A 23,959-nucleotide genomic window follows, 5' to 3' on the forward strand; every position below is an offset into this window, starting at 1 on the left:
TCAGATAGGTAAACGTTGGCTAGTAGGTTGTTTGAAATACGAGTTCCAGTGATAACAATGTGCCAAGCATGGTAGTTCGATTCTTAGGAGAAAATGACAGCATATAAAGAGACGGTCGCGCTGTTCAGGTTGTAGTTAGTAGTTGTGAAGAGGGGTAAGTAAGGCTCACTCTCGTACCAAACAACAAACAACAAACAAAAAAAAGCCCAAACCAATGCGGTTTGGGCGGATACAAGTATAGGAGTTAATAAGGAAAATGCAGTAATTAAGAAAGCAGGGAGAGAAACAAGTTTGACGGCCTGTTAAACTTCTAAATACTCTGTTTTCTACCTAATTTATGACCCTCCATTTCTAATTCAGTTCCCAGAAAATTCAATAATTTTTCCTTTTTTATTAAACGTACATCGATTCAATCGGTTAGAGCAGATTCTTGCTAACTGGTACGACCAATTGGTGAAAATGTGATGTTGCTTGCTTGTTAAATAAATGTACTAAGCGTATATTTCAAACAGTTGTTTAATACGAGTGATTGAAATGGCACCAAGAAGTACAACCAAAGACAAAATCTTAGATGTGGCTGAAGGCTTATTTGCTGAGCACGGTTTTAATGACACCTCTTTACGCACCATTACGGGTAAAGCCAATGTCAATCTTGCTTCAGTGAACTACCACTTTGGCGATAAGAAGACTCTGGTTCGTGCGGTACTCAATCGATACTTAGAAGCATTTATGCCTGCATTGCAAGACGCTTTAGTGAACTTAAACTTGAACGAAACGTATTCTATGAGTGATGTGTTTGAGTCTTTAAGACAGCCGCTAAGAGCACTGAATGATGTAAGGCCAAACGGTACCAGCCGATTTATGTTACTCATCGGTCGAGGTTATACGGATGTGCAAGGTCACTTGCGTTGGTTCATTACAACTCGCTACAGCGAAGTACTGACTCTGTTTACGACGTCAGTAATGAAAGCGAATCCGAACCTCACTCAAGAGCAGTTATTTTGGCGTTTACACTTCACCCTTGGGACTTGTGTTTTCACCATGGCGTCTAGCCAAGCTCTAATAGAAATTGCAGAGAATGACTACGACACAAAGATAGATGCGAAGGCAGTGGTCGATATTCTCATTCCATTTTTGGCCGCTGGCATGTCAGCAAAAGAATAAAACAATAAAAAGCAAAATATTCACAAACAATATAGTGAACAAAAGGATCTGAACTATGAGCTCTCTAAGACAAAAATGGGTAAGTGACCCAGCTTTTAAACTCTTTAAAAAAGTACTACCACCACTATCTAGCACCGAGAAAGAAGCGATGGAAGCGGGTAGCGTGTGGTGGGACGGAGAGCTGTTTTCTGGTAAACCAGATTTCACTAAGCTTCACCAGTACCCAAAACCTCAGCTGACAGCAGAAGAGCAATCGTTCATGGATAATGAACTTGAAACTTTGCTCGCTATGCTTGATGACCACAAAATTGTGAAAGAAGACCGAGACCTTCCAGAGGAAGTTTGGAACTTTTTACGCAAAGAGCGTTTCTTCTCGCTAATTATCGCGAAAGGGTACGGCGGTCGTGAATTTTCAGCGCACGCAAACTCTACCATCGTAACCAAAATTGCGACTCGTAGTATTAGTACTGCGGTTTCGGTAATGGTTCCAAACTCTCTTGGCCCTGGTGAGCTACTGTCTCACTACGGTACTCAAGATCAAAAAGATTACTGGTTACCTCGTCTTGCTGACGGTACAGATATCCCTTGTTTCGCATTAACAGGCCCTGAAGCAGGTTCTGATGCGGGTGGTATCCCTGATGTCGGTACCGTTTGTATGGGCATGCACGAAGGCAAAGAGACACTAGGCATCAAGCTTAACTGGAACAAGCGCTACATTACGCTAGCACCAGTGGCGACGGTACTTGGTCTGGCTTTCAAATTGCACGATCCAGAAAAGCTACTGGGTGACAAAGAAGACATTGGCATCACGTGTGCGCTTATCCCGGCAGACCACGAAGGTGTTGTGATTGGTGAGCGTCATGATCCACTTGGTCTTGCGTTTATGAACGGCCCAACACGCGGTCACGATGTGTTTATTCCAATGGAATGGCTAATCGGTGGAGCAGATTACGCAGGTAAAGGCTGGCGTATGTTGGTGGAATGTCTGTCTGCAGGTCGTGGTATCTCGTTACCGGCACTTGGCACGGCGATGGGCCACCTAACGGCGAAAACCACTGGTGCGTACGCTTACGTTCGTAAGCAGTTCGGCATGTCGATCGGTAAATTTGAAGGTGTTGCTGAGAGCTTAGGCCGTATTGGTGGTTTAACGTATCTACTAGAAGCGACTCGTACACTGACAACTACTTCACTTGATATGAAAGAGAAGCCGGGTATCGTAACGGCTATTGCGAAGTATCACATGACAGAGATGGCACGTACTATTCTGAATGACTCAATGGATATCCATTCAGGTCGTGCAATTCAAGATGGCCCAATGAACTACTTGGCTGCGCCTTACCTAGGTATTCCAGTTGCTATCACAGTAGAAGGTGCGAACATCCTAACTCGTAACCTGATGATCTTCGGTCAAGGTGCGACACGTTGTCACCCATACGTATTGAGCGAAATGGAAGCGGCAGCGAACCCAGATGAGAAGCAAGGTGCAAAAGACTTTGATAGCTTGTTGTTCAAGCACATCTCACACGCAACTAAAAACACGTTTGGCGCATTTGGTGCAGCACTGACTGGTTCTAAGTTCATTAAAGCCGACATGAGCGGTCCAACTAAGCCTTACTACCAAGATTTGACTCGTTTGAGCCGTGCGCTTGCAGTCAGTGCGGATTTCGCAATGCTGACGCTAGGTGGCGAACTGAAACGTAAAGAGCTTATCTCTGCACGTTTGGGTGATGGTCTAAGTTACCTATACATGGCGTCGGCTGCGCTTAAGAAGTATGAAGACGAAGGTCGTCAACAAGCTGACCTAGACTACGTACATTACGCGGTTCAACACTGTTTCCACAATGCGGCTAAGTCGCTGCAGGAAGCGTACAGAAACTTCCCGAACAAGATGGTGGGTAAAGTACTTAAAGGTCTAGTTTTCCCTGTTGGTAACCACTTCGAAAAACCGAGTGATAACCTAACCGTTCAACTAGCAGAAAGCTTGATGACTCCGGGAGCACACCGTGAACGTCTGACGCACCTTTGTTACATTGGCAAAGAGGAAGATGATAGTGTTGGCCTTATGGAGAATGCTTTCAATGCGATGTACAGCATCAAGCCTCTGGAGCGTAAGATCTTCAAAGCAGTGAAAGAGGGCAAAGTGGCTCGTAAAGGCTTGCTTTCGGATAAACTGGCTCAAGCACTTGCAGCTGATGTTCTGACACAAGAAGAAGTCGACCAAATTGTTGCTGCTGATAAACTACGCTACACAGCGATTCAAGTTGACCACTTCAGTCATGACTTTAGTGAAACTTTGACGCGAAAAGAGTTAAAACCTAAGCTAAATAGCGTTGCTTAGATAAAGAAATGATAAAAGGCACCTAATAAGGTGCCTTTTTTTGTTTTTGTCGTAGAAGTCGCAATAGATGCGTTAACAAATGGTGACTTAGTCAGCAAATATCCGCTGAGTGCTCCAACCACTTGCATTTTCACCACATTTTTACAGAAATTAGATGCCATTTGCGTACGAAACTTTTATCCTTACCCTGATTTTTTAAGGAAGTTGAATATGATCATCAAACCTCGAATTCGCGGATTCATCTGTACTACAACACATCCAGTCGGTTGTGAAGCTAATGTAAAAGAACAAATTGCTTACACAAAAGCTCAAGGCCCAATCGCAAACGCACCTAAACGTGTACTCGTTGTTGGCTCTTCAAGTGGCTACGGCTTGTCTTCACGTATTGCGGCTGCATTTGGTGGCGGTGCTTCAACTATCGGTGTTTTCTTCGAGAAAGCCGGTACTGAGAAAAAGCCGGGCACAGCTGGCTTTTACAACTCAGCAGCGTTCGACAAGTTAGCTAAAGAAGAAGGCCTGTATTCAAAAAGCCTTAACGGCGATGCTTTCTCTAACGAAGCGAAACAGAAAACAATTGACCTGATCAAAGAAGATCTAGGCCAAATCGATATGGTTGTGTACTCACTGGCGTCTCCAGTGCGTAAAATGCCTGAGACTGGCGAAGTAATTCGTTCAGCTCTTAAGCCTATCGGCGAAACGTACACATCTACAGCGGTAGATACGAACAAAGATGCGATCATCGAAGCAAGCGTTGAGCCTGCTACTGAAGAAGAGATCAAAGACACTGTTACTGTAATGGGCGGTGAAGATTGGGAACTTTGGATCAACGCACTTTCTGAAGCGGGTGTTCTAGCTGACGGTTGTAAGACTGTTGCTTACAGCTACATCGGTACTGAATTAACGTGGCCAATCTACTGGGATGGCGCGCTAGGTAAAGCTAAGATGGATCTTGATCGTGCAGCATCAGCGCTAAACGAAAAACTAGGCCAAACTGGCGGTACTGCAAACGTTGCTGTTCTTAAGTCTGTTGTGACTCAAGCAAGCTCTGCGATTCCTGTTATGCCTCTTTACATCGCGATGGTGTTCAAGAAGATGCGTGAAGAAGGTATTCACGAAGGTTGTATGGAACAGATCTTCCGCATGTTCAGCCAACGTCTATACAAAGCAGATGGCAGCGCAGCAGAAGTTGATGAAGTGAACCGTCTACGTCTAGACGACCTAGAACTTCGTGACGACATTCAAGAGCATTGTCGTAACCTATGGCCTCAAATCACAACTGAAAACCTGAAAGAACTGACTGACTACGTTGAGTACAAAGAAGAGTTCTTGAAGCTGTTCGGTTTTGGTGTTGAAGGCGTTGATTACGAAGCTGACGTTGATACTGCTGTTGAATTTGATGTAGCTGACATCTAATTCAAACAATCGAATCAAAACGAAATAGGCGCTCATTGAGCGCCTATTTTTTTGTCTGTCGTTTGAGGAAAGAGATTAAAAGCAGACATGGAAAAATAAAAGCAGATGCGGGATACGAGTGGCGAGATGCGAAAAGATTTAAGAGCAGATGCGAATAGCAGGATGCAAAAGCTCTAAGAGCAGAATTGGGATGCGCTAAAAGCTGAGAAGAAGTAATAAAAATGCACTAACCCAAAGATGAATTAGTGCATTCGAAATATCTAAGCTTGGCTGCTTTTAAAGTAGCAGACGCTAGCTAATTATGATGATGAAAGTACCCGCTAAGGTCATCAATATATTGGCAATCGCGTACGTACCCGCGTAACCCAGTGCAGGGATAGTTGAGCGAGCGTGGTCATTTACGATGTCCATCGCCGGAGCACAGGTTCGCGCGCCAATGATGGCTCCAAATAGTAGAGCTCGGTTCATCTTCAATACGTAAGCACCCACCAAGTAAGCGAAGAATACCGGTAGCACACTCACTACTAGAGCAATACCGATGACCTGAGGGCCTACTTGCGTTAAGTGTTCAAACATCTTACCGCCGGCGCTTAAGCCGATACCAACCATGAAGAACATCAAACCTAGGTCTTTGACCATGTTTAACGCCCCTTGAGGCACGTAACCAAAGGTAGGGTGGTTCGCTCGTAAGAAGCCAAGCATGATGCCCGATAGAAGTAGGCCAACCGCATTACCTAAGCCAAATGAAACCTGACCGAATGTCATGGTGATCAAACCAAACAAAATTCCCAGAATGAAGAAGCTACAGAAGGCCATCAAATCCGCCATTTGGCTGTGGATCGAGATGAAACCAATTTTCTCAGCTAGACCGTGAACGCGACTCTTTTCACCACTGACCTGCAGGACATCGCCTTTAGAAAGCACGATGTTTAAGTCCATCGGCATTTCAATTTGAGCACGTACTACGCGGTTAAGGAAACAACCGTATTCAGACAGGTTTAAGTCTGACAGGCGCTTACCTGCGATGCTGTCACTTTTAACGACAATCTCTTCTTCCACGATACGTAGATCGAGAAGGTTACGGTCGAAAACCTCTTTACCATTACGGAAGCTTGGGTCGAGACGCGCGTGGCTATCAGGGAAGCCTACCAATGCGATTTCATCACCTTCTTGCAGGATCGCATCACCATCTGGATGGGCAAGAATACCATTACGGCGAATACGCTCGATGTAACAGCCCGTTTGGCGATAGATACCCAGTTCACGAAGGTTCTTACCGTCTGTCCAAGATATAAGCTCTTGTCCTACGCGGTAAGCTCGTATGATTGGAAGGTAAACCTTACGTTGCCCTGAAGCACCTAAGCCACGCTCTTGGGCGATTTGCTCAGCTGAATCGTGTAGGTTAACTTTCTGAAGCTTTGGAATAAGGCGAGCAAACATAATCATACTGATTAAGCCAACTAGGTAAGCCATCGCATAACCAACGGAGAGGTTTTCGATGATCAGGCCTATATCCATGTTTCTTGGTAATTCTGCAAGCCCAGAATTCAGAGCATCTTGAGCACCTACTAATATAGGCGTTGCTGTTAAGGCCCCCGCCATCATGCCTGCGGATAAACCAAAGCCTAACCCAAGGTAGTGGCTACTGAAATACGTTAAAGCAATTGCGGTAGAGAGAACCACAAGGCTCAGAATGAGATAATGCTTACCGTCTCTGAAGAAGATACCGAAGAAGTTCGGTCCAGCTTCAATACCAACACAGTAGATGAAAAGCATGAAGCCAATCGTGAGCGCATCAGCGTTAAATGAAAAACCAAGATGTCCCATGATAAGGGAAGTAATCAGAACACCGATTGAATTGCCGAGTTGGAGGCTACCGAAACGAATTTTACCAATGGCTAATCCAATCGATAAAACAACAAAGATGAGGAGGATGGGGTTTTGCTCTAACAGAAAAACAACGTCGATATTCACAGTGGTCGCTCAATAATTGGCGTGAAACACAGGGTAAGTTTGAGAGGTGAATTGTATCTAAATATAAATAAAATATAAGCGATATTTTGCTATTTTACTTGATTTTGACTTTATTATTATTCCGTACGAAAACTGGTCATAAAAAAGCCCGCTACAGTGAGCGGGCTTGATATAAATCGTACAGTCTAACGCTTAAATTAGTCAGCTGTTTAAGGCCGTAGCCTCGATTCTCGTATGAGAAATCCTAGCTTAGTCGAAAAGACCTAGGTTTTCTTTTGCGTATGCTTCAAATTCTGTGCAGCCGCCGATGTGGTCTTGGTCGATGAAGATTTGTGGCACTGTGTCTACAGGCTTACCAACAGTCTTCTCTAGGTCAGCTTTGCTGATGCCTTCAGCGTGGATGTCAACGTAACGGTAGTTGAAGTCATCGCGTTTAGCTTTAAGAGTTTCAGCATGCTCTTTTGCACGAACACAGAATGGGCAAGCAGGGCGACCAAAAATAACTACAAACATTTAATTTCTCCTAAATACGGGATGAGGCTCGTTAACTCAATTATGTTAACTATTCTTTAATGAATGCCACTCAAAATTTCTTAAAACCAACTATGCCTCAATGCCATGGGGAAATAAAGATGGAATTGCCTCTTAATACGATAGGTTTTGCCTATCAGCGCAAATATTAATCATAAAAACGCAGGGTCGCGTTCACTGGCCTCTACCATTGTTAAGTACCCTCAATATTAGAGTGTGAATTACCCCTAAGATTGCGACTTTAATCCATCTTTAGTGTGACAAGTTGCACCTCGTCAAAAAAATCAAACACAGAACGAGGCATCTTATTATTGGGTATGGAACCATATTCGGTAAGCAGCCAGATGTAACCCCATTTTAGTGTGCTTGTATTTAAGGTGCAGGCATTGTGTTGTAAGTACAAAGGTTACATTTCGAAGGTTGTATTCCGAAGATTAAATGCCAAAAACCAAGAATTTCAAAAAAACCAAGAGTTCGTAGTTTTGTTTCGTCATAGGCGCAGGAGGCTCCATGTTTCAATTTATGACATCTACAAAGATCATCTTTGGTGATGGGGCACTTCCCGCTTCATTGTCTCTCTTTAATCAATACGGCTATAGCGTGTTATTGGTTACTGGTAATACATTAGAACGCACCTCACTTGTTACTGACTATCTAGATGCGCAGAGTATGCGTTACCAGCACATTGCCGTTTCGGGTGAACCCAATATCAAAATGGTTGAAGAGGCTGCCACGTCTGCTCGGCGGTTTAAACCTGATATGGTGGTGGCAATGGGTGGCGGCAGTGCCATTGATATGGGAAAAGCGTTAGCTGCGGTTTTACCTAATCAAGGTAATTTATACGACTATGTTGAAGTGGTTGGGCGTAATGTTCCTCTTAAAACTAAACCGCTTCCGTTTATCGCTATTCCAACCACAGCGAGTACCGGCGCTGAGGTCACTAAAAATGCGGTACTTAAATCAGGCCAAGACCAAGTCAAGATAAGCCTTAGAAGCCCAGACATGCTAGCTGACGTCGCGATTGTTGACCCTGCATTAACCCATGGCACTAATCCGTATTTATCTGGCCGCGGTGCTATGGATGCATTTACCCATTTAATGGAAGCCTATGTGTGTGGTGAACCGAATCCGTTAACCGATATGATCTGTGAAGAAGGATTGCGTAAGCTGAGTTGTTCTGTCATTCAGGCGTGTATCTATGATGAACCTCAAGCGCGTTCTGCTCTTGCCTTCGCTTCTATGCTCGGAGGAATGGCGATAACCAATGCTAAGCTCGGCGCTGCGCACGGGCTAGCTTCTGCGTTAGGAGGTAAGATTTCTGCGCCGCACAGTGTGATTACAGCGCGCTTGGCACCATTTGTGATGTTAGAAAACATAGCAGTAGCGAAAGAGCAGCAAAGAAACGACATATTAGCGCGTTATCAGCGAATCGCTCAGATAGTGACGGGTAACGTAGAAGCAAAAGAAGAAGAGGCGATTGCTTGGTTATCTGAAGTGTTGGATACACTCAAGCTACCAAGCTTACTTGAATTTGGTGTCTGCGAAGCTCAGTTTGATGAGGTGTCTGCCGATGCGCTCAAATCAGTGGCGATTAAAGGAAACCCTTTACCGTTGAATCAAGAGAGGCTTGTACATATTCTGAAGCAGGTTTGCGAGGAGTGCAGTTGTGGAAAGGGGTATCATGAGACAGCCTCAATGAATCAGGCTAATCAACTTGCCCCAGAACAGGCTGCCGAGTCGAGTTTTACCATTATTAACTCTTATGCGTCTGAGAATAATGTTGTAGAGAAAGGCAATAGCTGGACGATCTAACGTTCTTCGAACAGTTCACTACATAAACCATTGTAAACAGATAAATAAAAACGGAGCACTAGGCTCCGTTTTTTAATTCAACTTGTTCTCAGTTCATGTGTTTTCAGGTCATGCCTTAACAGATTAGAACTGAGAATACTTCTCGTAACGTGAATCACGAAGTGACTCTTTCACGCGCTTTAGGTTCTCTCTGAAACCAGAGCCACGACGAAGTGTAAAGCCTGTTGCTAGCACATCGATAACCGTCATCTGAACAACGCGACTTGCCATTGGCATGTAAACGTCAGTGTCTTCCGGTACATCCAATGAGATAGACAGCGAGCTCGCTTTATCTAATGGAGAGTCTTTCGCTGTGATAGCGATAACGGTTGCGCCGTTCTCGCGAGCTAAGTTCGCAATCTCAACTTGGCTTTTTGTGCGGCCAGTGTGAGAGATAAGAACAATAACGTCGTTGTCACTGCAGTTAATGCAGCTCATGCGTTGCATCACGATGTCTTCGAAACAAGTGATTGGGATATTGAAACGAATGAACTTGTTTTGAGCATCTTTGGCTACAGCAGAAGAGGCACCCAGTCCGAAGAATGAAATGCGTTTTGCTTGAGTCAGCAGGTCAACCGCACGGTTAACTTGCATCGCGTCTAGACTGTTTTTAGCAACGTCTAGACAAGCCATAGTTGATTCGAAAATCTTATGCGTGTAAGCATCTGGGCCATCATCTTCTTCAACATTACGGTTCACGTAAGGTGTACCGTTCGCCAAGCTTTGAGCTAGGTGAAGTTTGAAGTCAGGAAAGCCCTTTGTGTCTAAACGACGACAGAAGCGGTTAACTGTAGGCTCACTCACGTCAGCCATTTTAGCTAAGGTAGCAATGCTAGAATGAATTGCAGTTTGAGGGGAAGCCATGATTACTTCGGCTACCTTACGCTCAGACTTGCTGAAATTTTCCAGGTTTTTTTGTATTTTTTCTAATGTATTCATAGTGTTCACAAGGGTATAGAGAACAACTTGCTAGTTAATATCTTTTACCAGGGGGTATGGCTGAAGCAAATATCAGTAAGCACAAAGCCAAAACTATATTCGGTATTGTAAATACTGATGCATCAAATAGATATCAAGCTAACTAGCACCATAGAGTCAGTATAAACCCAACATACTATTTACTAATACAAAAACACGGCATGAATGCTTAAGAATATGACAAACCTCAACAAAATTTTAGAAAACTACAGAATTGGAAGAGAGTTTGAGCAAAAAGAATGCAAATTGAGTATGAACTGACAGCTTAGTTACATCAAAAAGAAAGAAATTTTCAATTTGATGCAACTAAAATTGAATGACTATGCGTTGATTTGCGTAACCAGTTTAGTGATTTTACTCATCAAGTTAGGTGCTAGTTTAGAGATTTCACGCTGTTCTTCAAGCACTGAAGAAAGAATATCATTACCTGTCAGTGGATTTGCTAACACCACCCGGAAAACGATGATTGGTTGATGCGCCCATGCTTCGGGATTTAAGCGCGTTCGCGATACGAAAGACTTACCTGTTTCACGCTGCTTCTTTTGAATAAACTTGGTCAGTTCATTCAGTAGCTCATTCAGTTCAACGCGTTTTATTGCGTCAGCTTTAAGCAGCGCCGCTTTAACTGGCTCAGGCACATAGCGGTAAGTCAGTAGGCACAGCTCAGGCTCTGAAACCAGTTCGAAATCGCTTTGATCTTTAATCAGGTCGGCAAAGTAGCGCGCTTTGTTGATGCTTTGGTCGATTAGCAGTTCATAGCCAGGTCGGCTGATGATGTGCATCGACGCATAAACAAGCATTGCCATACCGGAACGAGAGCCTTCTAACGTATGACTACCAAGATCTTTCGAACCCTTACGCAATATGTATTGAGCATGATGTTCGATCGCTGTCATCGCATCTGGTTTCTTAAACAGCACCATACCCGCACCCATAGGGATATAAAGCTGTTTATGTGCGTCAATCGTGACTGAATCTGCTAGCTCGATGCCATCAAGCAGGTGACGATGATTGTTCGACATCAGAGTCGCACCTCCCCAAGCTGCATCTACGTGGAAGTGACAATCTGTTTCGGCACATACCTCAGCAATGTCTCTTAGCGGGTCGATATTACCAGTTTCGGTTGTACCAGCCACACCAATGACGGCGAAAGGTTTGATCTTGTTCTGCTTAAGTTGCTCGATCTTGAGTCTTAGATCGTCAGTGCAAATGCGGTTGTCGTTATCCGTCTTAACAGACACTAGACCTTCTTGACCAATACCAAGGACATCTGCGGCTTTTTTCAGAGAGTAGTGACCACGTTCAGAAACTAAGATGGCTAGGCCTTCGTAGTCGTAGTGCTTCATGGCTTTAAACAAGCCTTCTTTTTCTACACCTTTGAACGAGCCTTGTGCCTTCAACGCATTGTTGCGCGCAACCCAAAGCGCAGTAATGTTCGCGATGGTACCACCAGAACAAAACGCACCCAAAGAGTGGTTCGCACTGTGCATCCAGCGTGAATAAAACTGATCGTCATCTTGGTAGATCAAGCGATGTAGCATACCCAGAACTTGACGCTCTAGGGGCGTGAAAGCTTTGGAGGTCTCAATTTTTACTAGATTCTGATTCAACGCAATCATGATCTTAGAAAGCGGCATCAGAAAGTACGGCAGAGCAGACGTCATGTGGCCAATAAAACTTGGCGAAGACGTATGAACCGAGTGAGACACGAGAGAATCGAGGAGATGCTCAGTATGTTCAGAAACAAACTCAGGCTGCTCAGGGATATGAGCATTTGAAAAATCTTTCTCAATTTCACGCAGCGGCTTTTCTTCAGCCACAATGTGTTCACGTAAGAATTGATTCAGGTTTCGTGAAAGTTTGTCTTCAATTTGAGTGAGTGTTGAATCTGGGCCTTCAGGTACCGTGAAGATACGTAAAAGACTGTCGAAGCTAACATCTGCTGTTTTTTGTTCCGTAACCATAGCAAGCGATTTATTTTTTTTTATATTGACGCGAGCGGGACAATCTAAACGAAAACGGGAACAATGTCCCGTCTTAATTATGAAATCCAACTTCTCAAAAAAGCATATTAAATGAGGGGTTATTTACACTTAATCGCTTCAAGTTTAGTAATTGACTGGTTGTAGCGTTGCAGTGCCGTATCGATTTGCTTAGGGTGGCTAAGCAATTCTGCAAACGCTGAACGTAGCTCGTAGTTTTGAGCATGAGGCGTTGATTGGCGGTCGTCGAACGTTGTTTTCGCGATTTTACCTAGCTCATCATCACGTGTTGATAGCGTTTTAATGTCGTGTTGCTCTAGTTGTAGCCAACCTTCGACAGGTTGTTCTGTAGCCACTTTGCTAGAGTCATTCACAAGGTAGTAGTTTACTGCAGCACGATTAAGCTCAAAGTGGTGCTTACGACCTTCTAGGAACCACTCACTGACTTCTGTTAGCTCTGGGTATTGCTCAGAGGTCAATGCAGCAAGGTCGTCATACCAATTCAAAGAGGCGTCGATGTACGCATCATATTTTTTTGCTTGGCACTGGTTTGTTTCAGACATTGAATCTGCTGCAAAAGAGAAAGTAGAAGTTGAAGCTAGCAGTAATGCGACGCAAAGGCGTTTCATAGTGGTTCCTTTTGTAAGTTTATTCTTTTTATAACTTTGTCGTTACAGGTTACCGTGATCGTTATTTGTTGAGCAATGACACTTAGTGTCTTTTTATTTCGGTAACTGTATCGGTGTCTTGGGCATAGGTATTCGAGTTGCATTCTAATCTAAAACAAACGCTATTCCTGCGATCTAGTTAGCAAGAGATACAAAGAACAACATCAAAATCGGGACAAGCAAGCTTAGGATAAAGCCACTGACGATAGCGATAGGCACACATCGAACACCGCCTGTTGTTTGAATGACAGGTAGAGTGAAGTCCATCGCCGTAGCACCTGCATAGCCTATAGAGGTACACGGATAGCTGCGAATCAGCACTGGGATCAGTACTAAGGCAACTAACTCTCTTAACAGCTCAAGCATGAAAGAAGCGCCGCCATAAACAGGACCAAAGGCGTCACCCATCAAGATACCAGCCAGAGAATACCAACCAAATCCAGAAGACATAGCTAAGGCTTTGAACAGAGGGATATCCAGAATGTAAGCCGCGATAACGCCACCTAGCATTGAGGTGACGATAATCGTGATTGCGATGACCATGCCGTGTTTGTTCAGCAAGATTTGTCGAAGTGTTAAACCGCTATTACGCAGTTGAATGCCAATAAAGAAGAGAAGTACAAACAAAATCCACTCACTGGCGGTATCAACCCAATCAAGACTGATAGGCAATACTAAACCAGCGATAAGGCCTGAACCCACAACTAGGATCAGTTTGGCCGACTCCATCACCATCGAAGAGAGGGGAAGTTTCTTTTTGCTGCTGTCGGTTTTGAGTGGCAGTAACTTATCAATAGCGGGCAGTGCCATAAGGTTACAAACACTTAAGCAGACAAAGAAAGTGACGGTGTAAAGAAGGATTGTCTGCAGATTACTGCCTAGGTTATCGAGGGCGGCTAAGCTTAGCCCCATTAACGCGAGAATCACGTAGATCAACCGCGATGTCGAGCGGTTGATAAATTCTAGCGTCTGATCGTTCGAAATAGAAAAAAGATACCCCACGACGAGTGGTGCAAATATAAAGATCATCCCTGTAAACATGCTTTCCCCACTGCATTTACTTCATATTACATTTACTTGTCACTTAACAGTGACTTAGAAGCCACTAGTATTGATCACGTCGCTTAGCTTTGCATTAAAATCATGTTTGCTCAAGTTGCTTAATTTATAAAGCACCTCTGCACCTGTCACGTTAAGTTCAACTTCGTGATCATCGATGTTCTCATCCTTGTTTCTGAACATCAGCAGGTGATTAGCGATTCGTGCAATATCCAAGTAAGACACTTCGCGTTCTTCGTGGCTATTAATGGTATTACTGCACACATCAATAAAGTCGCTGTCGAAGCCCCAACGATTAAGCACCAGTTTACTGGTTGCAGAACATTGGCCTTGGAATATTTGTAGGGCGATATCGTGGTCTAGGTAATTGCCATTTTCGAGGTAGAGGTGGTATTCGCTCACTAAACAGAACAAACCAATGTCAGCCAGTAACCCAACAAGCAGTGACTTCTCATGTTCAAGGTAGCGGTATTCGATAGGGGAGAGTTCTTTGAAGCCGTTGGTCACCAGTACCATAGTGGCGCCGAGTTCTTTGGAGACAGAAGCGCTCTGAACCAGTAACTCATTACACTCTTTGCTCAGGTTGACTGAATGCTTGAGTTGTTCAATAGCCTGAGCCGTAACGATGTCACGCACTCTTAATATGCCAAGGCGCGACACAGCCGTCATCATATCGACACAAGTAATGTTGCGTCTGTTGAATACGACAGAGTTAGCCACTCGAATGACGACAGCAGTGAGGCCTGGGTCTTCAAGTAAGCATTCGGCAACTTCGGCAATCCCGGTTGATTCGAGAGTGCAAAGCTTTTGAATTTTCAGTACAACGTTAGGGATAGGAGGAAGTGTTATTTTTCCCGCTGAAATAGAATGGCCAACAAGTTGGGCAAACTCTGATTCTAGACCCTTTAAGAGAAGAGCCTTATTTTGTGGTAGCCAGAAAAACGATAAATGATTCATAAAAAAAGTAACAACATGTATGTTCTGCCATTTTACAAGCCGCGATGCTGTGAAGCAATACTCATCCGACGACATAACCTTGAATAATTTGAACGGGTGTATCACTGGGTGTCGAAATTTAAGCATTGTTTGATAGTTTACTGTGATATCAATCATGAAAAATCATAATACTCAATTGATTGATGTGAACTAAGCCCAGACTTATTTTTCTTTTCGAAGTATCATTTATTTAAAGGTGGAAAACGAAATCATAATATTCACCTAAAGAATAAAAAATAGATTAAAAATTTTTCGCATAAAAAGCTGCTTGTCTGGTAATGAACCTAATCGGGGTAATTTGATTAAGGATCAACGGATATGACCGAGACAGCATTTATTAATTACGTGAATCAATTTGGTGAGCATCAAAAACGTTCTATGTTTGGAGGTATCGGCCTCTTTCAAAATGACGCTATGTTCGCTTTATTGAGTGAAGGTTGTTTATTCATCAGAGGTGGAAAGTCATTAGATAAAAAACTGACGGATCTTGACTGTGAAAAGTATCGTCATGTAAAAAAACAGACAACAGCTACCGTAAATTATTACGATATTACTGACCTGTTTACATGCGAACATCCTGAATTGGATAGTATTATTCGTACTTCAATTGATAATTCAATTCAGCAACGTAGCTTTAAGAAATCATCCGCTAGCCGTCGATTGAGAGATCTACCAAACATGCAACTTACGTTAGAGCGCATGGTTAAAAAGGCGGGTGTGGACGATGTTTCAATGTTTATGCAGTTGGGCGCGCCTGAAGTGTTTAATAAGGTTCGCAAAGCGTACGGAAATGATGTTGACCTAAAACTACTTTGGAAATTTGCGGGTGCAATTGATGGTATTCACTGGAAACTATTACAAGAGCCACGCAAGCAGCAATTATTAAAGGGCTGCCACTAAAGAAGTTTGCCTTATATGCTTAAGATTATTACTAATAAATAAAAACCGAGGAATGTCCTCGGTTTTTTGTTTCTGTCTTAGCCGGATTTCTTAAAAGACTAAGTATCAAAAGGCTAAGTGCTCATGGATAGCTTATTTGTTAGGGCTTGAGCGTTAAGTATTAGTACTTGAAACGAGCCGTGAACATTAGCTGGTCACCGTAGAAGTCGTTAATACGAGCTTCAGCACCTAAAGAGAAAAGCTCTGTAGAGTGGAAACGCGCGTAAACAGAACCCGTCCAATCATCGTTGTCATCGATAGAAACGTAACCACCTTTACCACCAACTTCTAGTTGTGGACCAAGCCATTGGCGAACACCAACGTTGATTTCCATACCGATATCAGTAGAGCTTGAGTTTTCAGGCTGAACGATACGAGCTAGCATTTCACCTGTTAGGTCTGCCCAGTTGTTTAATGGAGCGTGGAAACCAAGACCTACAGCTGAGTCGTAATCGCCTTCAAATTCTGAATCGATACGTGCTATAGCGTGAGCATTCGGGTGAATTGACTTACTGAACGCGCCACCAAATGTTACTGGGCTAGCACCGATACGTGCTTCAAAGTAATCGTAGTTAAAGTTGCTCATTACTTGTGGTTGTTCATCAACAGCTAGTGCTTGGCTAGAAGCCAATAGCATAGCGGTAGTAAGTAGAATTTTGCGCATAACGACCGTAAACCTTTATTTAGTGTTAATTCCTTTGGCTTGAGAAAAATCAGGCAAACCATAAACATTGAGACAGTTTAATCTAACTCATGGAAAAGTAATCCATAAAAATGCCAATCCTTTGCCATTTAGCTAAAAAATATACAATTTAGGCGCTGCTCTGCAACTGAGATCTCATGTTTATGGGACTATTCACCAAAATTTAAGGTCGATTCACCAAAACTTAAGGTCGATTCACAATGCATTAGGTTATTCGCCAAAGCTTGTTCGCTTGTTTGCCATTGACGTGAGGATGCGCTCGGTATCTAAAATGGAAGTCCAGTTTAGCAATTGCTTGTCGTTTGCAATGACATAGTCGGTCAGTTGTTGAGTAATCGTGTCTCTGAGCTGATCACCTTGCCAAGGCTTAGAAATATAGAAATCAAGCGCAGCGTTGTTAATGGCCGTAACCGTATCTTCCAGGCCTGCTTGCCCTGTGAGCAGTAGTTTGCGTGTCGGCTTAGTGTAATCGTTCTGATTGAGTTCTATGAGAAAGTCGATACCGGTTTTGTCAGGCATGATGTGGTCGCACAAGATTAACGCGAGCTTTATACCATCTTGTCCCATTTCTTTAATTACTTGCTTGGCTTCATCGACAGACTCAGCACCTTCAACCAGAAAGTTCTCTTCAAATATCGCCAAGTCCTGAAGGACACTGTTGAGGACTTCAGGCTCATCATCGACACATAAAATTAGGTACTTATTCATGAGGTGCTCCTTCTTGTTTGAATGGAAGCCACACTTGCATGTGTGTATGGCTGCCTACCTCAGACTTCACCAAAATAAACCCTTGATGAGCCGAAACGATTTGTTGAGAAATAGATAAACCAATTCCTAAACCAAAGTTGCCTTCTTTTTTGGTCGTGAAATTTGGGTTGAAAATGGTGCTGATGTCTTCTTTCGCAATGCCATGGCCGGTGTCGGAAATTTCCACTACTAGAAACGTGTCGTCACCTTGCGTCTGTTGAGAGGTAGTGATTGACACTTTTCCTCGTTCAGAAAGGGCATCGAGAGCGTTAGAGATCAGGTTCGTCCATACTTGTTGTAGCGAGAGCGACTGGCACAATAAAGGCGGTAATTCGGTGTCGTAATGTTTTTCAAGTTGGTGATGTTTGAGTCTGTTTTCAAAGATCACTAAGGTATCTTCAAGCCCTTCGTGAATGTCTGCGTAGTGGCGAACCTCTTCATCTTCTCGGGCATAGCTTTTTAGGCTTTTAACCATATCGGCAATACGCTTGCTGCATACTTGAATTGAGCGGATAGAGTTTCCAACATAGTGGTAATGCTCTAAGTCATTGAGCAGCTCTTTGCCTGCGACAGGTGAGTCTTTCAAGGTGTCTAGAACCGCCGAATCTTGGCTTAGGTTTAGTCTCACAGCTTTTTTGGCTAGCGCACGATCATCGATAGTCGACGTAAGATGCTTTACGAGTTGTCTTTCTTGAGCCGTTGATAGTGGCTTGGCTAACTTTGAATGCGCCAGCACGTCAGTCCCTTTATTCGATTCTGGGAATGACGAGTTTTCGAGTATCTGGTCGAGATGTTCAGACAAGGTTTCAATACTTCGTAAGATCGCGGCAATAGGGTTGTTCAACTCATGAGCAACGCCCGCGACAAGTTGCCCAAGCATCGCCATCTTCTCTTTCTCGATCAATTGTTGATGTGCAGACTCTAGTGACTCCAACGTTTGTTGCAGCTTGATTTTATTCGTGATACTTCTTTGCAAGCGGCGGTTAAAGTGACGGAGCAATAGATTGGTGAATAACGGCAGCAGGGTATTGTTTGAGTGCATTACCTGAGCAAAGCTATCTTTATCCAGTTTGATGACTCGTGTCTGGGTTAGGGTTATCGCGGTTGAGAACGAAGGTTCACCCGTCACAAACGACATCCCGCCGACAATATTGCCCTTAGAGTGTCGTACCACTTCCCGCTGTTGCCCCAACTCATCTTTTTTATAGAGAGCGGCTTCACCCTCAATGATCAGCCATAAAAAGCGATTGTCTTCACCTTCTACAGTGAGTAGATGTTTAGGTGAGTAGTCTCGAATAGCCTTGGTTTTGTCATCTTTTGAAAACACATCTTGTAATGCACTGACGACACGCTCTGCAAGGGCATTGTCAGAAAGCTGGTGGTAGTCGTGAATGAACCCCGATTGAAAAGAATGAATCTTTTGCTCGATGTGCGCTCTGAATAAGCGCTGTTGATCCAACGCATCACTGTAAGATAACAGGTTTTCTGAGTCGTATTGGATAACAAAAGAGGTCAGCTCTTTTTGCGCCGATTTGAATAGAACTTGATCTTGAACGGGTTTGGTTAGGCAGTGATTGAGCCGGCCTTCATTCACCGCGGTCAGAATGGATTGAATGTCTGACGAAGCGCTGACTAATATCGTTCTTGCGGTATTACTATGGGGCAGCTGTTCCAGTTCAATAAGAAATTGCACACCATTAAATCCAGAATGATGATGAGTGATCACTAAAGCAACGGTTTGGTGGTGATCATGGATATCTTCTAATGCGTGATGCGCGTCTTCTATGTTCTCGGCAGTATAAATATCGAATACAGATGCTAACGGAGCCAGCTCCGAACGTATTCTTTCAATGCTAACCGGATTATTGTCCAAACAGATAACAGCGTATTGATTCACAGCTCAACCTTAATAGTAGCGACGTCTCTAGCCTAGCAAGAACCGCTCAATAAGGATGAGAGCTAGCCGTTAATTTATTGAGGCAATCGAAGTATCGAGCAATAGACTGATTTAACTCAATGTTTCTTGTTTGCTACTGATGGGTTAGACTAAAAAAAACAGACTAGTGTAGAAAGAGAACTCATGGAACAGTTAAGAAAAATTGGTGCAATTGGCGGAGCAATCTCATTGGCACTTTGTTGGCCATTAGCGGTTGGGCAAATTGGACAAAATGCGATTACTGATGGCGTTGCAAAGCTTAACAATTCAAGCATTCAAGCTGAGATCGTGGAATACGATAGAGGTTATCTTTCTTCTACTGTAACCACTCGCGTAACTGTGACGGATGAGAGCTTGAAAGAGCAGCTTGCGCTCGATGGCTTACCGAGTGAGTTTGTCATTAATAGTGCGGTGAGCCATGGCTTAGTGAGCTTAAACGCGCTGTCGACGTTTGAGAACACTGACATTCTGCCTCTTACTCTGACTACCAGCACTGAGCTAAACGGCAACACGGATTTCAACTTCGAGTTAAGCCAGTTCAATCACCAAGGCTCAGAAGAAAATGGTACCTCGGTATCTATCACGAAGTCGAATCTGTCTGGCCACGCTACTGTATTAGGGCAGGTTGATTACCAGCTTTCTATCCCATCGGTTCAAATTGATTTTGAAACGGGTGAAGAGGTAACACTCTCTAACTTAAAAGGCATTGGCTCAGGCCAGCAAGCGAAAGGTTACTGGTTAGGCACGCAGAATTTTACTATTGATAGCTTCTTGATTTCAGATTCTGCAATGCAGCCATTCATGACCATCGAAAACTCTAAGTACGATTTTGAATCGCATCTAGATGAAGCGACTAAGCGCTTGAGCAGCAGTCTTAAGTTGGATATCGCCAACATTGAGACCAACGAAGGCCAGTTGAACAATCTAAACGTTGATTTTGAAATGTCGAAACTGGACAGCCAGTCGTTTGAGAAAATCTTTGAAATTTACCAGGCGAATCCTGTTCTGACACAAGAAGATGTGGCTGAGATTATTCCGTTCATCGACGTACTGTTTGCTAAAGGCTTCGACCTTTCAATGAACAATATGTCGTTAGAATTAGGCAAGGGTCAGTTTGAATCTAAATGGTTGGTGAGCGTACCGGAAGGCACAGAAAACATCAGCAGTAACCCTTCAATGATTGTTCCTGCATTAACAGGTAATGTTCAATCTAGCTTCTCAAATGAGCTTGTTGAAGAATACCCTTTTATCCGTGAAGGTATCGACGAATTGATCGTGATGGAAATGATCAAGCAAACAGAAAGTGGTTATGAAATCACGGCTGACCTAGAGAATGGAAATCTAGTGTTTGAAAATGGACAAGAAATTCCATTAATTGCACTGCTTATGCCGGCTTTTGTTCAATAAAAAGAGTCGGGCTTAATACTGATAGGGCGATCTAACGGGTTAAGTTAAACATTTTGTACGGTACGAAACAAAAGAGGTCTTAAGACCTCTTTTGTTGTTTTTATGTTGGGTAAAACATGGTATTACTTGCATAGTTATTATTTAGCAGGAGCAATTATCCCCATGGAACTTACATTAGATAACGTATTCAACTTTAGTGCTGGCCCAGCGGCACTGCCTAAACCGGTAATGAAACAAGCGCAAGCAGACTTCATTGATTGGAATGGTTTAGGCACTTCCGTTATGGAAATCAGCCATCGCAGCAAAGAATTTATTCAAGTTGCCGATGAGTCTGAGCAAGACCTACGTGATCTTCTGAACATCCCAGACAACTATAAAGTTCTTTTCTGTCAGGGGGGCGCTCGTGCTCAATTCGCTGCTGTCCCTCTAAACCTTCTAGGTGACGCGACGAAAGCAACTTACATTGATGCGGGTTACTGGGCAGAAAGCGCAGTGACTGAAGCGAGCAAATATTGCGAAATCGATGTATTTAACGCGAAGACATCTATTGATGGCAAAGCGGCGGTTGTTCCGGCTAAAGATTGGAAAATCGACCCAGAAGCGGCGTACGTACATTTCTGTCCAAACGAAACCATCGATGGCATTGAAATCAGTGAGCTTCCTCAAACGGATAAGCCAATCGTCGCGGATATGTCATCTAACATTCTGTCTCGTAAGATCGATGTGTCTCAGTATGGTGTTATCTACGCGGGTGCTCAAAAGAATATCGGCCCAGCTGGTATCTGCATTGCTATCGTACGTGATGATCTACTAGAACTAGCAAACGAAGTATTGCCGAGCATTCTGAACTACAAAGTACTTGCTGAAAAAGACTCAATGTTCAACACACCGCCAACGTACGCTTGGTACCTATCAGGCCTTGTATTCAAGTGGCTGAAAGCTCAAGGTGGCGTTGAAGCGATGGAGTTGGTGAACAAAGAGAAAGCGGCGTTGCTTTATAATGCGATTGATAGCTCTGCTTTCTACAAAAACGATGTTCACACCGCAAACCGTTCAAGAATGAACGTACCTTTCCAATTGGCGAAACCAGAACTAGACGCAAAGTTTTTAGAGTTAGCTGATGCTGCGGGTCTGAAATCGCTAAAAGGTCACAGAGCGGTAGGCGGAATGAGAGCTTCACTTTATAACGCGATGTCTTTGGAAGGCGTGCAAGTATTAGTCAGTTTCATGAAAGACTTCGAAGAGAAATACGCTTAATTCAATAGGCAAACTTCGATATTATCCAATAAAGAGAGGAGCCTGGGGCTCCTCTTTTTTTATCTCTACAGATGCTAAAAACATAGAGGCTGAAATCATCTTCTTCGACCATTTAAGCGAAACTGCTGCGGGGTGACATTGAAGGAAGCCTTGAATGCTTTGATGTAGGACGAGTCGTTTTGATAACCGATTTGGTCGGCAATGCTTTGGATTGAGAACTCTTCATCGAGCAAAGACAACGAGTAAATCAGGCGGATTTGTTGTCGCCATAACTGAAATGACGTATTGAATTCTTTTGAGAATAAGCGCGATAAGGTTCGCTCTGATGCGCCGACTTTATCTCCCCATTCCTTCAACGACAAATCCAACGTTGGTGCCTCTGTCAGCGCTTCAAATATAAGCTTCAAGCGCCTGTCTTCGGGTAGCAACAATTGAAAAGTTTGAATGTTGTCTTTCAAGATCTGATCGTGCAATACCGAAAGCAATCGCGATACCTCTTCATCACCCGCAAATCCTTCGCACTGTCTGCGAATTTCCTGCAAGAGCTCATTTAAAAACGGCGTGAGGGTAATGGTTCGTACTTGAGGCTTATATTCATTTCCAAATGTAGGATTAAGGTAGATGCCGACAAATGTTGTATGGCTCAATGCGATAGATTCGTGTTGAATACCTGCAGGCACAAACAAAGCAGAAGTATGGGGCACAAGATGCTGGAAGTGCTCGGTTTTCGTTTGCAATAGGCCTTTGAGTGGGAAGATCACTTGATGCCACGTATGTTGGTGCATTGCATCGACGTAGCCCTTGGGCATATCGATGGTCTTCACTAACGCTGGTGAATTAGGATTGGCGACCATCATCTCATTTGAGGTGATGATTCCGGAGTGAGAATCTATTTGGCGGGTTGGCATGGTTAACTGGCTCTATGTCCCTATTCTGACGTGGCGAGACTAGGCTATCATGCCCGGCAGAGTGAATGAAGTAGAGAGGGCACGCGTATGCGATATCAAGTTGAAATATCGAAAGAAAACCAACTACTATTCAAAGTTGATATTGAAGGTATTAACCAAAATAAGTGTGAAACATCGCTCGAAACGGTCTTGGCTAAGTTTCCGAAAACAGAAGGTTATCAGCGCCATCTATTGCTTTCGAACAGCGAAACGCGTTACCTAAAGAGCACAGAAAACCACATTGAAGTATTAGCAGCGGTTCCGGTATTTAAATCACTGGGCGAGCAATAAGTTGGCTTTAGCTCGTATAAAACAGCAAATAAGTTTCAGGTAAGAAGGAAGAGATATGAAGAAGTTAGGCTTAGTAAATAGCGTATTGGTAGGCAAAACTGTTGCCTTTGCACACGGTGCAAACAGTGCCATCAACAAGCAGGTTTTACCTGAGCGTCAGCATGCCACAGAACTTGGTTTTACCAATGACGAACAAGGCGACCCTCGCTTTCACGGTGGTATTCAAAAAGCCCTTCATATCTACCCAAGCGAGCACTACCCAGTTTGGCAGGAAGAGTTAGGTGACAAAATCATCTTTCAATCTGCAGGCGCATTTGGCGAGAACCTAAGCTCAAGCGGCATCACGGAGCACTCCATTTGCTTGAAAGATAAGATTCGTATTGGTTCAACATTGTTGGAAGTCTCGCAAGGGCGTATGCCGTGCTGGAAGCTGAACGTGAGATTCGATCAAAATGATATGGCAAGAAGGCTGCAAGATACGCTAAGAACTGGCTGGTATTTCCGTGTATTGGAAGAGGGGGATATCGGTGCTGGAGATGAGATCATTCTATGTGAAAGACCTTATCCAGAATGGCCGTTAACTCGCATCATGGGCGCGGTGTTCACAGGTTGTTTGGATAAACAAGAGCTTAAAGAACTGGCGGAGCTACCTTTAGTCGAATCTTGGGGAGCACTCATAGAGCGTCGCCTTGAAACTGGCAAAGTCGAAGATTGGGAAATGCGATTAGTTGGTCCGACAGCGGAGTAAGCTTTTCCTAATACGCAAAAACAAAACGCT

20 protein-coding genes are annotated in these 23,959 nt (G+C 43.7%); 9 read left to right on the forward strand and 11 right to left on the reverse strand.

Going from position 1 to position 23,959, the window contains the following annotated elements; all coding sequences use genetic code 11:
• The first annotated feature begins 534 nt into the window (after positions 1 to 534).
• From NX845_RS01145 to fabV, 3 genes are all read left to right on the forward strand, one after another.
• Positions 535 to 1,164, forward strand: a complete 630-nt coding sequence (locus NX845_RS01145; protein WP_029222147.1) for a TetR/AcrR family transcriptional regulator — start codon at positions 535 to 537, stop codon at positions 1,162 to 1,164.
• A gap of 55 nt (positions 1,165 to 1,219) precedes the next feature.
• On the forward strand, positions 1,220 to 3,502 hold the full coding sequence (locus NX845_RS01150) for an acyl-CoA dehydrogenase (protein ID WP_065681252.1): 2,283 nt from the start codon (positions 1,220 to 1,222) through the stop codon (positions 3,500 to 3,502).
• A 210-nt stretch (positions 3,503 to 3,712) separates the two neighbouring features.
• A complete protein-coding gene (fabV, locus tag NX845_RS01155) occupies positions 3,713 to 4,915 on the forward strand; it encodes an enoyl-ACP reductase FabV (protein ID WP_004734683.1) in 1,203 nt (400 codons plus the stop codon).
• A 291-nt stretch (positions 4,916 to 5,206) separates the two neighbouring features.
• Here the strand turns inward: fabV and NX845_RS01160 are convergent, their stop codons facing one another.
• Both NX845_RS01160 and NX845_RS01165 read right to left on the reverse strand, forming a co-directional pair.
• A complete protein-coding gene (locus NX845_RS01160) occupies positions 5,207 to 6,889 on the reverse strand; it encodes an aspartate:alanine antiporter (RefSeq protein ID WP_017077841.1) in 1,683 nt (560 codons plus the stop codon).
• 249 nt (positions 6,890 to 7,138) lie between these two features.
• Entirely contained in the window at positions 7,139 to 7,402 is a 264-nt protein-coding gene (locus tag NX845_RS01165) for a GrxA family glutaredoxin (protein ID WP_009847069.1), read from the reverse strand.
• A 528-nt stretch (positions 7,403 to 7,930) separates the two neighbouring features.
• On the opposite strand from NX845_RS01165, the gene NX845_RS01170 reads away from it, so the two are divergent.
• Positions 7,931 to 9,232 carry an iron-containing alcohol dehydrogenase gene (locus NX845_RS01170; RefSeq protein ID WP_017094366.1) on the forward strand — a complete coding sequence of 434 codons (1,302 nt, stop codon included), beginning with the start codon at positions 7,931 to 7,933 and terminating at the stop codon, positions 9,230 to 9,232.
• Positions 9,233 to 9,355: 123 nt separating this feature from the next.
• Here the strand turns inward: NX845_RS01170 and NX845_RS01175 are convergent, their stop codons facing one another.
• From NX845_RS01175 to NX845_RS01195, 5 genes are all read right to left on the reverse strand, one after another.
• The gene (locus tag NX845_RS01175) at positions 9,356 to 10,210 is read right to left on the reverse strand and encodes a MurR/RpiR family transcriptional regulator (RefSeq protein WP_004734686.1); all 855 of its coding nucleotides are present in this window, start codon (positions 10,208 to 10,210) and stop codon (positions 9,356 to 9,358) included.
• Positions 10,211 to 10,569: 359 nt separating this feature from the next.
• Positions 10,570 to 12,213: a pyridoxal-dependent aspartate 1-decarboxylase PanP gene (panP, locus tag NX845_RS01180; RefSeq protein WP_017077843.1), complete on the reverse strand. Its 1,644-nt coding sequence runs from the start codon at positions 12,211 to 12,213 to the stop codon at positions 10,570 to 10,572.
• Positions 12,214 to 12,332: 119 nt separating this feature from the next.
• Positions 12,333 to 12,860, reverse strand: a complete 528-nt coding sequence (locus tag NX845_RS01185) for a hypothetical protein (protein ID WP_065681253.1) — start codon at positions 12,858 to 12,860, stop codon at positions 12,333 to 12,335.
• Positions 12,861 to 13,034: 174 nt separating this feature from the next.
• On the reverse strand, positions 13,035 to 13,940 hold the full coding sequence (locus NX845_RS01190) for a lysine exporter LysO family protein (RefSeq protein ID WP_065681254.1): 906 nt from the start codon (positions 13,938 to 13,940) through the stop codon (positions 13,035 to 13,037).
• A 54-nt stretch (positions 13,941 to 13,994) separates the two neighbouring features.
• Complete coding sequence (locus NX845_RS01195; RefSeq protein ID WP_004734690.1) at positions 13,995 to 14,915, reverse strand: HDOD domain-containing protein; 921 nt, start codon at positions 14,913 to 14,915, stop codon at positions 13,995 to 13,997.
• A gap of 357 nt (positions 14,916 to 15,272) precedes the next feature.
• Between NX845_RS01195 and NX845_RS01200 the strand changes: the two genes are divergently transcribed.
• Entirely contained in the window at positions 15,273 to 15,854 is a 582-nt protein-coding gene (locus NX845_RS01200) for a TfoX/Sxy family DNA transformation protein (protein WP_004734691.1), read from the forward strand.
• A 160-nt stretch (positions 15,855 to 16,014) separates the two neighbouring features.
• On the opposite strand, the gene NX845_RS01205 is transcribed toward NX845_RS01200, so the two are convergent.
• The 3 genes from NX845_RS01205 to NX845_RS01215 all read right to left on the reverse strand — a co-directional run bounded on the left by NX845_RS01205 (position 16,015) and on the right by NX845_RS01215 (position 19,240).
• Positions 16,015 to 16,557 (reverse strand): hypothetical protein, encoded by a 543-nt coding sequence (locus tag NX845_RS01205; RefSeq protein WP_004734692.1) that lies wholly within the window; start codon positions 16,555 to 16,557, stop codon positions 16,015 to 16,017.
• Between the two features lie 249 nt (positions 16,558 to 16,806).
• Positions 16,807 to 17,304 (reverse strand): response regulator, encoded by a 498-nt coding sequence (locus NX845_RS01210; protein WP_004734693.1) that lies wholly within the window; start codon positions 17,302 to 17,304, stop codon positions 16,807 to 16,809.
• Positions 17,297 to 19,240: an ATP-binding protein gene (locus NX845_RS01215; RefSeq protein WP_065681255.1), complete on the reverse strand. Its 1,944-nt coding sequence runs from the start codon at positions 19,238 to 19,240 to the stop codon at positions 17,297 to 17,299. Before NX845_RS01215 ends, NX845_RS01210 begins: the two co-directional genes overlap by 8 nt.
• A 183-nt stretch (positions 19,241 to 19,423) precedes the next feature.
• Between NX845_RS01215 and NX845_RS01220 the strand changes: the two genes are divergently transcribed.
• Together NX845_RS01220 and serC are read left to right on the forward strand one after the other, a co-directional pair.
• Complete coding sequence (locus NX845_RS01220; protein ID WP_017091692.1) at positions 19,424 to 20,686, forward strand: DUF945 family protein; 1,263 nt, start codon at positions 19,424 to 19,426, stop codon at positions 20,684 to 20,686.
• 162 nt (positions 20,687 to 20,848) lie between these two features.
• A complete protein-coding gene (gene serC, locus NX845_RS01225; RefSeq protein ID WP_029222145.1) occupies positions 20,849 to 21,943 on the forward strand; it encodes a 3-phosphoserine/phosphohydroxythreonine transaminase in 1,095 nt (364 codons plus the stop codon).
• A gap of 95 nt (positions 21,944 to 22,038) precedes the next feature.
• Here serC and NX845_RS01230 read toward each other — a convergent pair whose 3' ends face one another.
• A complete protein-coding gene (locus tag NX845_RS01230; protein WP_065681256.1) occupies positions 22,039 to 22,851 on the reverse strand; it encodes a helix-turn-helix domain-containing protein in 813 nt (270 codons plus the stop codon).
• A gap of 87 nt (positions 22,852 to 22,938) precedes the next feature.
• Between NX845_RS01230 and NX845_RS01235 the strand changes: the two genes are divergently transcribed.
• Together NX845_RS01235 and NX845_RS01240 are read left to right on the forward strand one after the other, a co-directional pair.
• Positions 22,939 to 23,181 (forward strand): hypothetical protein, encoded by a 243-nt coding sequence (locus tag NX845_RS01235; protein WP_004734698.1) that lies wholly within the window; start codon positions 22,939 to 22,941, stop codon positions 23,179 to 23,181.
• Between the two features lie 55 nt (positions 23,182 to 23,236).
• Positions 23,237 to 23,929, forward strand: coding sequence for an MOSC domain-containing protein (locus NX845_RS01240; RefSeq protein ID WP_017094359.1), 693 nt, complete (start codon positions 23,237 to 23,239; stop codon positions 23,927 to 23,929).
• The last annotated feature ends 30 nt before the right edge of the window (positions 23,930 to 23,959 follow it).

This window comes from Vibrio sp. NC2 (assembly GCF_025195005.1).
Lineage (GTDB): Bacteria > Pseudomonadota > Gammaproteobacteria > Enterobacterales > Vibrionaceae > Vibrio > Vibrio splendidus.